This is a genomic window from Streptomyces sp. NPDC030222 (genome assembly GCF_055573115.1).
The window spans coordinates 38,469-48,568 of the sequence record NZ_JBVICA010000001.1 but is presented as its reverse complement, the minus strand read 5'-3'; the positions used below and the strand labels follow the sequence as shown (position 1 = coordinate 48,568).

Below are 10,100 nucleotides of genomic sequence, written 5' to 3'. Positions count from 1 at the left end.
CTCGCCCCACCTTCCAGCCGTCCATCCTGATTACCGAGATCGACCCCCCCCCCCGGCCCGGGTCAGGCCACCGACCTGCTCCGCACCAGGTTCAGATAGCGGTCCCAGTCCCAGTGCGGGCCGGGGTCGGTGTGGTCCGTGCCCGGCACCTCGACATGGCCCACGATGTGCTGCCGGTCCACGGGTATGCCGTACCTCCGGCAGATCCCCGCGGTCAGCGCCGCAGACGCCGCGTACATCTCGTCCGTGAACGACCGCGGCTTGTCCACGAAACCCTCGTGCTCTATCCCGATGCTGCGTTCGTTGAAGGGCCGGCTGCCCGCGTGGTACGCCACGTCCAGCTCACGGATCATCTGGGCGACATGGCCGTCCTTGCGCACCACGTAGTGTGCGGCCGCGCCGTGCTCGGGATCCTTGAACACCTTCAGGGCGGTGGGGTAGCTGCCCTGCACCACGTGCACCACCACCCGGTCGATCACGAAGTCCGCGGGCCGGTCGGCCCGCCGCCAGTTCGCCGGGGACGCCGCGGTCCACTCCGCCCCCGCGTGGTCCAGCTCGCCTTCCTTGCGCGGCTTGTCCACGCCCGGCAGCCGCCACCACAGACGGCCGAGCTCCTCCCTGGCGAGCAGCCCGGCGCCCGCCGCCGCACCGATGCCGCCCAGCAGCAGGGCACGCCGTCCGACCCGCCGGCTCGTGTCCGTCCCCATGGAGACCACCCCCTTCGAGATCCACAACGCACACCCGGGCGATCCCGGTTCCCGGGGCCCGTACCCTGGAGGGTGCTATGACTCAGACTCCTCAGCGTCCCCTCCGCGTCCTCGCCGCCATGTCCGGCGGGGTGGACTCCGCCGTGGCCGCGGCCCGCGCGGCCGAGGCGGGCCACGACGTGACCGGCGTGCACCTGGCGCTCTCCGCCAACCCGCAGTCCTTCCGCACCGGTGCCCGCGGCTGCTGCACCATCGAGGATTCCCGTGACGCCCGCCGCGCGGCCGACGTCATCGGCATCCCCTTCTACGTGTGGGACCTGGCGGAGCGGTTCCGCGAGGACGTGGTGGAGGACTTCGTCGCCGAGTACGAGGCGGGCCGTACGCCCAATCCCTGCCTGCGCTGCAACGAGAAGATCAAGTTCGCGGCGCTGCTCGACAAGGCCCTCGCCCTCGGCTTCGACGCCGTGTGCACCGGACACTACGCGACCGTCGTGGTGAACGAGGACGGCAGCCGGGAGCTGCACCGGGCCAGTGACATGGCCAAGGACCAGTCGTACGTCCTCGGTGTGCTCGACGAGCGGCAGCTCGCCCACGCCATGTTCCCGCTGGGGGACACCCTGACGACCAAGGACGAGATCCGCGCCGAGGCCGAGCGCCGTGGGCTGGCCGTCGCCAAGAAGCCCGACAGCCACGACATCTGCTTCATCGCGGACGGCGACACCCAGGGCTTCCTCGCGCAGCGGCTCGGCAGGGCGGAAGGCGCGATCGTCGACGAGTCGGGCAAGCAGGTCGGCACCCACGAGGGCGCCTACGGCTACACCATCGGACAGCGCAAGGGTCTGCGCATCGGCCACCCCGCCCCCGACGGCAAGCCCCGCTACGTACTGGACATCTCCCCGGTGAACAACACCGTGACGGTGGGCCCCGTCGAGGCCCTCGACGTCACCGCCCTCACCGCGATCAAGCCGCGCTGGTGCGGGACAGCCCCGGCCGGTCCCGGCACGTACACCGCCCAGCTCCGCGCCCATGGCGGCGAGACGTCGGTGACGGCGTCCCTGGTCGACGGCGAACTGCACGTCACCTTCGTCGACGAGCCGGTCCGTGGCGTCGCGCCGGGCCAGGCGATCGTCCTCTACGACGGCACCCGCGTAGTGGGCTCGGCGACCATCGCGACGACGACCCGGGCGAGCCAGGCGGCGGCCGTCTCGTAGCACCGCCGGCCACGCGGGCCATGGACCCCCGGCCCGCGCGTCCCGTGGACCCGGCCCCCTGTAGGCATCGGACCCGCCGCCCCCGTGGGGCCGACGGGGTCCGGTCAGGTGACACCGGCAGCGGCTCAGACCACCGTCAGCACGATCTTGCCGGTCGTCCGGCCGCTCTCCGCGAGCTCATGGGCCTTCGCGGCCCGCTCCAGCGGGAGCACCGTGTCGATCACCGGCGGGAGTCGGCCCTCCTCGACGAGCCGGGCGATCGCCGTGAGCCCCCTGTTGTCGGGTTCCACGAGGGTGGAGCCCGTGCGGACGCCGTACCGCCGTGGCGGGACGGAGGCCTGGCCCAGTACATCGAGCGACCGGTGCCCGAACCGGCGCAGGCGACCACCTCCGCGGCCCGCGCCCGGGCCCTGGAGCGCCTCCAGCGTCCGATCAGCCTCACCGAACTCGCCGCGCACGCCCGGATGAGCCTGCGCGCCTTCACCCGCCGCTGCCGCGACGAGGCGGGCATGACCCCCGGCCAGTGGCTGACCGCCCAGCGCCTGGAGCCGGCACGCCGACTGCTGGAGACCACCGACCTGTCCGTGGACCTGGTCGCCCATCGCTCCGGCTTCGGCACCGGCAACTCCCTGCGCGCACATGCGCACGGCCTTCGGCGTCTCCCCGATCGCCTACCGCCGCACTTTCCGGACGACGGCGGAGGCCGCCTGGAGCGGTCCGTCCGGCCCCCGTACCGTGGCCGCATGAACATCTGCGTCTTCCTCTCCTCCGCCGACCTCGACGAGCGGTACACCCGCCCGGCCCGGGAGTTCGCCGAGCTGCTCGGCAAGGGCGGCCACACCCTGGTGTGGGGCGGCTCCGAAGTGGGCCTGATGAAGGTCGTCGCGGACGGGGTGCAGCAGGCGGGCGGCCGACTGGTCGGGGTCTCGGTGGAGTTCCTCGCCGCGAAAGCGCGACGGGACGCCGACGAAATGGTGTTCGCCCGGGATCTCGCCGACCGCAAGGCGCAGATGCTCGCCCGGTCCGACGCGGTCGTGATCATGGTGGGTGGTACCGGCACCCTGGACGAGGCCACCGAGATCCTGGAGCTGAAGAAGCACGGCCACACCGCAAAGCCCGTCGTGCTGCTCAACACCGCGGGGTTCTACGACGGCCTGAAGCAGCAATTCCGGCGCATGGACGAGGAGGGCTTCCTGCCCGTCCCCCTCGGCGACCTGGTGTTCTTCGCGGAGAACGGTGTCGCGGCACTTTCCCACCTGGAGGAGTCCGGTGCGGGTCGGTGATGCGAGCATGTCCGGTATGGCTACCCATCTGATCACCGGAGCGGGCTCCGGCATCGGCGCGGCCGTCGCGCGCCGCCTGCACGAGCGAGGCGACCGGCTGGTGCTGCTGGCGCGGGACGCCGGACGCGCCAAGGACCTCGCGGCCGCGTTCCCCGGCGCGCACACCCTGGTCGGCGACCTCGCGGAGCCCGGCCGGCTCTCCTGGGCCTTCTCCCACCAGTCCCCGCCGGACCGGCTCGACTCGCTCCTGCACATCGCCGGTGTCGTCGACCTGGGTGCCGTCGGCGACCTCACACCCAGGACCTGGCAGCACCAGCTCAACGTCAACCTGGTCGGACCCGCCGAACTGACCCGGCTCGTGCTGCCCCAACTCCGCGTCTCCCAGGGCCACGTGGTCTTCGTGAACTCCGGCGCCGGCCTCAACGCCCACGCCGACTGGTCCGCCTACGCGGCGTCCAAGCACGGACTGAAGGCCCTCGCCGACTCCCTGCGCCACGAGGAGCACGGCAACGGCGTCCGGGTCACCTCCGTGTATCCGGGCCGCACCGCCAGCCCCATGCAGGCGAAGGTGCACCAGCAGGAGGGCAAGGAGTACGACCCCTCCCGCTGGATCGACCCCGAATCCGTGGCCACCACGATCCTCATGGCCCTCGACCTCCCGCGCGACGCCGAGGTCAACGATCTGACGGTGCGGCCGGGCCGATGAGCGAGGACGTCGTGTGGGGTCCGGCCACCGGAGTCGGATCGATGCCCGGGGGAGACGCCCGGGAGGCCGCGAGAACGGTCACCGGCACGTTCGACGAGTTCCCGTACCTGCCCGAACTGCCCGCCCGCGGGCCGGGCGCCGACATGATCGGGCGGACCGCGGGACTGCTCGTCGACGTGTACGCGCGGGTGGAGCCCAGCGGCTGGCGGGTCGGCGACCGGCCCGGCCGGGACACCCGGCGCGCCCGCTCCTGGCTCGGCGAGGACCTCGACGCCCTGGAGGAGTTCACCCAGGGCTACGAGGGGCCGCTGAAGGTCCAGGCCGTGGGCCCCTGGACGCTCGCCGCCGCGCTGGAGCTGAAGAACGGCGAGTCCTCGCTGAGCGACCCCGGTGCCTGCCGCGACCTGACGGGTTCGCTCGCCGAGGGACTGGGCGCCCACCTCGCGGAGGTGCGGCGGCGGGTGCCCGGCGCCCGGGTGGTCCTCCAGCTCGACGAGCCGTCGCTGACCGCCGTGCTGCGCGGACAGGTCAGGACGGCGAGCGGCTACCGAACCCACCGGGCGGTGGACCGGCAGATCGTCGAGAGCGCCCTGCGGGACGTGATCGGCGTGGCGGACGGTCCGGTGGTGGTGCACTCCTGCGCCCCCGACGTGCCGTTCGCACTGCTGCGCCGGGCCGGGGCCGCGGGGGTGTCCTTCGATCTCGGACTGCTCACCGAACGTGACGAGGAGGCGATCGGTGAGACGGTCGAGAGCGGCACCCGCCTGCTCACCGGCGTCGTGCCGGGCACGGACACGGCATTGTCGGACCCTGCCGGTAGCGTCATGGGTGTCAGGACGCTCTGGCGCAGGCTGGGCTTCGATCCGGGGACCCTCGCGGACTCCGTGGTGATCACCCCCGCGTGCGGTCTGGCGGGTGCTTCACCCGCGTACGCCCGCACCGCGCAGGCCCATTGCGTCCGGGCCGCGAGATCGCTCGCAGACAACCCAGAGTGACGGGAACGGGAGGACAGGACGGTGGCTGGCGAACAGCAGTCGGCGGTGCCCGCCGAGGCACGGGAACAGCACATGCTTCTCGCCGAGCAGGTCGAGGAGCACCGCTTCCGGTACTACGTCAAGGACCAGCCGGTCATCAGCGACGCGGAGTTCGACCGGCTGCTGCGCTCGCTGGAGGCCCTGGAGGAGCAGTACTCCGAGCTGCGCACCCCCGACTCCCCGACCCAGAAGGTCGCGGGGGCGTACGAGACGGAGTTCACCTCCGTCGAGCACCGTGAGCGGATGCTGTCCCTGGACAACGCCTTCGACGACGGGGAGTTGTCCTCCTGGGCGGAGCGCGTCGCGAGGGACGTCGGCGCCGCCGAGTACCACTTCCTGTGCGAACTCAAGGTCGACGGCCTGGCCGTCAACCTGACGTACGAGAACGGGCGGCTGACCCGCGCGGCCACCCGGGGCGACGGACGCACCGGCGAGGACATCACCCCCAATGTGCGGACGATCACCGAGATCCCGGACCGCCTCAAGGGCGACCGCATCCCGGCCCTCGTGGAGATCCGCGGCGAGGTCTACTTCCCGATGGAGGAGTTCGAGGCGCTGAACGCACGGCTCGTCGAGGCCGGCGACAAGCCCTTCGCCAACCCGCGGAACGCCGCCGCGGGCTCCCTGCGCCAGAAGGACCCCAAGGTCACGGCCACCCGCCCGCTGCACATGGTGGTGCACGGCATCGGCGCCCGCGACGGACTCGACATCGGCCGCCTCTCGCAGGCCTACGACCTGCTCCGCGAGTGGGGCCTGCCCACGGCCCGTCACAACAAGGTGGTCGGCACGCTGGAGGAGGTGCGGGAGTTCATCGCGTACTTCGGGGACAACCGCCACTCCGTGGAGCACGAGATCGACGGCGTCGTCGTGAAGCTCGACGAGATCCCGCTCCAGGGCAGGCTCGGCTCGACCTCCCGCGCGCCCCGCTGGGCCATCGCCTGGAAGTACGCGCCGGAGGAGGTCAACACCAAGCTCGTCGACATCCGGGTCGGCGTGGGCCGCACCGGCCGGGTCACGCCGTACGCGGTCGTGGAGCCGGTCAAGGTCGCCGGTTCCGAGGTGGAGTTCGCCACGCTGCACAACCAGGACGTGGTGAAGGCCAAGGGCGTCCTCATCGGGGACACGGTCGTGCTGCGCAAGGCCGGTGACGTGATTCCCGAGATCCTCGGCCCGGTCGTCGACCTGCGCGACGGCACCGAGCGCGAGTTCGTCATGCCCGCCGACTGCCCCGAGTGCGGCACCGCGCTGCGGCCCATGAAGGAGGGCGACGTCGACCTGCGCTGTCCCAACGGCCGTACCTGTCCCGCCCAGTTGCGCGAGCGGTTGTTCTACCTCGCCGGCCGTCGCTGCCTCGACATCGAGAACTTCGGCTATGTGGCCGCCGCGGCGCTGACGAAGCCTCTGGAGCCCGCGGAGCCGCCCCTCGTCGACGAGGGCGACCTGTTCGACCTCCGCATCGAACAGCTGCTGGACATCAAGGCCTACGTCCTCGACCAGGACAGCGGACTGCCCAAGCGCGACCCCAGGACGGGCGAGGAGAAGATCGTCAGGGTCTTCGCCAACCAGAAGGGCGAGCCCAAGAAGAACACCCTCGCCATGCTGGAGAACATCGAGGCTGCCAGGCAGCGCCCCCTCGCCCGGATCATCACCGGTCTGTCGATCCGTCATGTCGGCCCGGTCGCCGCCGAGGCACTGGCCCGCGAGTTCCGCTCCGTCGACCGCATCGAGCAGGCCTCCGAGGCGGAGCTCGCCGCCGTCGAGGGCGTCGGACCCATCATCGCCGCCTCGCTCAAGCAGTGGTTCGAGGAGGAATGGCACCGCGAGATCCTGCGCAAGTGGCGTGCCGCCGGGGTACGCATGGAGGAGGAAGGCGCAGGAGAGGAGCAGGGACCGCGTCCGCTGGAGGGCCTCACCGTGGTCGTCACCGGCACGCTGCAGAACTTCACCAGGGATGGCGCGAAAGAGGCGCTGCAAAGCCGCGGAGCCAAGGTGACCGGTTCCGTGTCCAAGAAGACGTCGTTCGTGGTCGTCGGTGACAATCCTGGATCGAAATATGACAAGGCAGTTCAGCTGAAGGTTCCGGTTCTGAACGAGGACGGCTTCGCGATCCTGCTGGAGCAAGGCCCCGAGGCCGCGCGGGAGGCCGCGGCGCCGGCCTCGGAAGGCACGGAGGAATGAGGGGAACAGCATGGGAACATCACCCGTTCTGCCCATAGCAGATGGCCGTGAGAGCCCGGATCGCATTCGGGCAACCGCGACGGACCGCTGCCCGTCCAGGGCTTCCGCGGCCTACTGTTGAGATGTGCGCCTGTCGTGCACGGTTGCGAGGTGGGTTTCCGGCCGTGGTGGCATGACATCGGAGCCATCACGAGGGATGGTCACTGCCGGCAGTGAGAGGGACGGGAATGGAACCGACCGAGAGCGCCGCCCCGCTCGCAAGACTGCGCGTCTTCGCGACCCGCGCCTCCGGACTGCCCGTCCTCGTCCCGGTGCTGGCGGGCGTCGTTCTGCTGACCGGCTTCGTCCAGGCCCTGCGCACCGGGCACGCCCTGTTCCCCGAGGGCACGGTCGGCTGGTCCATGGCCTTGCTTACCGGCATCATCGTCGGTCACCTGGTCGCCCTGGGGCGTGACCGCTGGTGGGGCGGCACCGGCTCCGGGGCCGCCCTCACCCTCGCGGTGCTGCTGCTCTACGGCTGGGTGCCCGCCGGGCTGGTCAGCCTCGCCGTGGTCACCCTGGTCGGCGCGGCCCGCAGGCACCGCTGGCGACAAGGGGTGCTGCACGGCTCGGCCGATGTCCTCGGTATCGGCGCGGCGGCCCTGGTGCTCGCCCTCTTCGGTGACGTCCCGACCGTGGAACTCCCCTGGCCGCCCGCCGAATGGGGGGTTTCGACCGCGCCGGAGGTCGTTCTCGCGGCCCTCACCTACCTTGCCGTCACCCGGGTGCTGCTCTGGTTCGCCATGGCACCGCGCGGTGCCGGACTCTCCACCGTCGCCCGGACGGCCCTGCTGAGGCAGGGCCTCGTTGCGGTCGCCCTGCTCGGCATCGCCCCGCTGATCTGCGTCGTCGCCACGGAGCGGCCGATCCTGCTGCCCCTGTTCGCGGTCCCCCTCGTCGCCCTCGACTCCACCCTGTGGATCGCCCGCGCCCGCGCCGAGGAGCAGCTGCGGGACCCGCTCACCGGACTGCCCAACCGGCAGTGGCTGCTGGAGCGCACCTGGACCGCCCTCGAGGAGGCCGAGGGCAACGACACCCGTTCCGCGCTCGTGCTGATCGACCTCGACCGTTTCCGGTCGGTCAACGACACCCTCGGACACCTCGCCGGCGACCGGCTGCTGCTGCAGATCGCCGAGCGCCTGCGGCTGGCCCTGCCCCGAGGGGCAGAGGCCGCCCGGCTCGGCGGCGACGAGTTCGCCGTCCTCCTGCCGGTCGCCGACTCCGCCACCAGCTCACAGCGGGTGGCCCGCCATCTCGTCGCCGAACTGTCCTCGCCGCTCGACCTCGACGGACTCACCCTGGTCCTGGAGGCCAGCGCCGGGGTGGCCGTCTTCCCCGACCACGCCCTCGACGCCGAAGGCCTGCTGCGGCGCGCCGACGTCGCCATGTACCAGGCGAAGCGGGACCGCACGGGAGTCGAGGTGTACGAGTCCAAGAGGGACTCCAACACCCCCGACCGGCTCGGACTGCTCGGCGACCTGCGGCGTGCCCTCGACGCCGGTCAGGTCGAGCTCCATTACCAGCCGAAGGTCCGCTTCGACGGCCACGTCGCCGGTCTGGAGGCGCTCGTCCGGTGGGTGCACCCCGAGCGCGGCCGGGTCCCTCCGGACGAGTTCATCGCCATCGCCGAGTCCTCCGGGCTGATGCCCCATCTGACGGAGTACGTACTGGAGACCGCCCTCGCCCAGGTGGCCCGGTGGCGCGCCCAGGGCCTGAACGTCCCGGTGGCCGTCAATGTGTCGCCCCGCGATGTGCACACGCCCGGCTTCGCGGGTGCCGTCGCCGCGCGGCTCGCCCGGCACGGGGTCCCCGCCGGGGCACTGCAGCTGGAGATAACGGAACACGTCCTGCTGGAGGACCCGCAGCGGGCCGCCGACACCCTGGCCGGGCTCACCGGGCACGGCGTCAAGATGTCCCTGGACGACTTCGGGACGGGCTACTCCTCGCTGGTCCATCTGCGCCGGCTGCCGGTCAGCGAGCTCAAGATCGACCGGTCGTTCGTGGCGCGGCTGGCCGTGGACACGGAGGACGCCGAGATCGTCCGCTGCACGGTCGACCTCGCCCATTCCCTCGGGCTGCTGGTCGTCGCCGAGGGCGTCGAGGACGACGAGACCTGGGAGAGGCTGCGCGACCTGGGCTGTGACGCGGTGCAGGGCTGGCTGGTGGCCGCCGCGATGCCCCCCGCCGAGACCACGGCGTGGCTGCGAGCCCGCGGCGAACACGGCTGGCGCCGCCCTGCGGAGCTTCCGCCTGCCTCTGCCGATCACGCCACGGGCGGCCACGTCGTCCTCCAGTCCGGCCAGCCCCGAGAGCCCCGCTGACACACGCGGCGCCCGTGGAGGCGCCGCCGCGTCCTGGCGTACCGTCGACCAGCCTCGAGGTGCCGTCGCCGGCACCCGCTCCCCACGGACTCCAGGGGCCCGTCGCCGACCTCGAGGCCAACGGTCGGTTCGGGCACCCGCGTGACCGCCGGGCCTCCTGGGAGCGGGTCGTCGACGCACTCCACGTCGTGTTGGAGAACTGGCCGGCCCCGGCCGCACGGCCCGAGGAGAGGTGAGGAGGGGTCAAGCGTTTCGCGGTGACGGGCGGCCGCCCCATAGGATTGGGCCCGAAACCACAAATCACTCCCTGAAGGATCGCTGCATGCCTGGCATCACGCGCGAGGAGGTAGCCCACCTCGCCCGGCTGGCGCGTCTGGAGCTGAAGGACGAAGAGCTCGACCACTTCGCCGGCCAGCTCGACGACATCATCGGCGCGGTCGCCCGCGTCTCCGAAGTCGCCGACCAAGACGTACCGCCGACCTCCCACCCGCTGCCGCTGACCAACGTCATGCGCGCCGACGAGGTGCGATCGTCGCTCACCCCCGAGCAGGCGCTCTCCGGCGCCCCGGCCCAGGAGCAGCAGCGTTTCAAGGTGCCGCAGATCCTGGGGGAGGACTAAGA

At 71.8% G+C, this 10,100-nt stretch carries 9 protein-coding genes and 1 pseudogene; 8 read left to right on the top strand and 2 right to left on the bottom strand.

Annotated features, from left to right (window positions below; genetic code table 11):
• Positions 1 to 62: 62 nt before the first annotated feature.
• Entirely contained in the window at positions 63 to 707 is a 645-nt protein-coding gene (locus ACZ4Z5_RS00200) for an N-acetylmuramoyl-L-alanine amidase (protein WP_468254170.1), read from the bottom strand.
• Between the two features lie 77 nt (positions 708 to 784).
• Here ACZ4Z5_RS00200 and mnmA point away from each other — a divergent pair, with 77 nt between their 5' ends.
• The gene (gene mnmA / locus ACZ4Z5_RS00195; protein WP_468254166.1) at positions 785 to 1,918 is read left to right on the top strand and encodes a tRNA 2-thiouridine(34) synthase MnmA; all 1,134 of its coding nucleotides are present in this window, start codon (positions 785 to 787) and stop codon (positions 1,916 to 1,918) included.
• Between the two features lie 125 nt (positions 1,919 to 2,043).
• On the opposite strand, the gene ACZ4Z5_RS00190 is transcribed toward mnmA, so the two are convergent.
• Positions 2,044 to 2,208, bottom strand: a complete 165-nt coding sequence (locus ACZ4Z5_RS00190; RefSeq protein ID WP_468254164.1) for a zinc-binding dehydrogenase — start codon at positions 2,206 to 2,208, stop codon at positions 2,044 to 2,046.
• A gap of 9 nt (positions 2,209 to 2,217) precedes the next feature.
• Between ACZ4Z5_RS00190 and ACZ4Z5_RS00185 the strand changes: the two are divergent.
• The 7 genes and pseudogenes from ACZ4Z5_RS00185 to gatC all read left to right on the top strand — a co-directional run.
• A pseudogene (locus tag ACZ4Z5_RS00185) lies at positions 2,218 to 2,665 on the top strand (helix-turn-helix domain-containing protein); the annotation flags it as partial.
• Entirely contained in the window at positions 2,662 to 3,201 is a 540-nt protein-coding gene (locus ACZ4Z5_RS00180) for an LOG family protein (RefSeq protein ID WP_468254161.1), read from the top strand. The pseudogene ACZ4Z5_RS00185 and the gene ACZ4Z5_RS00180, both read left to right, overlap by 4 nt.
• A gap of 7 nt (positions 3,202 to 3,208) precedes the next feature.
• Complete coding sequence (locus ACZ4Z5_RS00175; protein WP_468254158.1) at positions 3,209 to 3,907, top strand: SDR family oxidoreductase; 699 nt, start codon at positions 3,209 to 3,211, stop codon at positions 3,905 to 3,907.
• On the top strand, positions 3,904 to 4,902 hold the full coding sequence (locus ACZ4Z5_RS00170) for a methionine synthase (RefSeq protein ID WP_468254154.1): 999 nt from the start codon (positions 3,904 to 3,906) through the stop codon (positions 4,900 to 4,902). The genes ACZ4Z5_RS00175 and ACZ4Z5_RS00170 overlap by 4 nt, the downstream gene beginning before the upstream one ends.
• Before the next feature lie 72 nt (positions 4,903 to 4,974).
• Positions 4,975 to 7,119 (top strand): NAD-dependent DNA ligase LigA, encoded by a 2,145-nt coding sequence (gene ligA / locus ACZ4Z5_RS00165; RefSeq protein ID WP_468255481.1) that lies wholly within the window; start codon positions 4,975 to 4,977, stop codon positions 7,117 to 7,119.
• A gap of 227 nt (positions 7,120 to 7,346) precedes the next feature.
• Complete coding sequence (locus tag ACZ4Z5_RS00160; RefSeq protein ID WP_468254149.1) at positions 7,347 to 9,479, top strand: putative bifunctional diguanylate cyclase/phosphodiesterase; 2,133 nt, start codon at positions 7,347 to 7,349, stop codon at positions 9,477 to 9,479.
• A gap of 322 nt (positions 9,480 to 9,801) precedes the next feature.
• The gene (gene gatC / locus ACZ4Z5_RS00155) at positions 9,802 to 10,098 is read left to right on the top strand and encodes an Asp-tRNA(Asn)/Glu-tRNA(Gln) amidotransferase subunit GatC (protein ID WP_468254145.1); all 297 of its coding nucleotides are present in this window, start codon (positions 9,802 to 9,804) and stop codon (positions 10,096 to 10,098) included.
• Positions 10,099 to 10,100: the final 2 nt, after the last annotated feature.

Bases quoted from the DNA above. Each gene is read 5' to 3' on its own strand.
- ACZ4Z5_RS00200 (WP_468254170.1), bottom strand. From the start codon at position 707: ATGGGGACGGACACGAGCCGGCGGGTCGGACGGCGTGCCCTGCTGCTG.
- mnmA (WP_468254166.1), top strand. From the start codon at position 785: ATGACTCAGACTCCTCAGCGTCCCCTCCGCGTCCTCGCCGCCATGTCC.
- ACZ4Z5_RS00180 (WP_468254161.1), top strand. From the start codon at position 2,662: ATGAACATCTGCGTCTTCCTCTCCTCCGCCGACCTCGACGAGCGGTAC.
- ACZ4Z5_RS00175 (WP_468254158.1), top strand. From the start codon at position 3,209: ATGTCCGGTATGGCTACCCATCTGATCACCGGAGCGGGCTCCGGCATC.
- ACZ4Z5_RS00170 (WP_468254154.1), top strand. From the start codon at position 3,904: ATGAGCGAGGACGTCGTGTGGGGTCCGGCCACCGGAGTCGGATCGATG.
- ligA (WP_468255481.1), top strand. From the start codon at position 4,975: ATGCTTCTCGCCGAGCAGGTCGAGGAGCACCGCTTCCGGTACTACGTC.
- ACZ4Z5_RS00160 (WP_468254149.1), top strand. From the start codon at position 7,347: ATGGAACCGACCGAGAGCGCCGCCCCGCTCGCAAGACTGCGCGTCTTC.
- gatC (WP_468254145.1), top strand. From the start codon at position 9,802: ATGCCTGGCATCACGCGCGAGGAGGTAGCCCACCTCGCCCGGCTGGCG.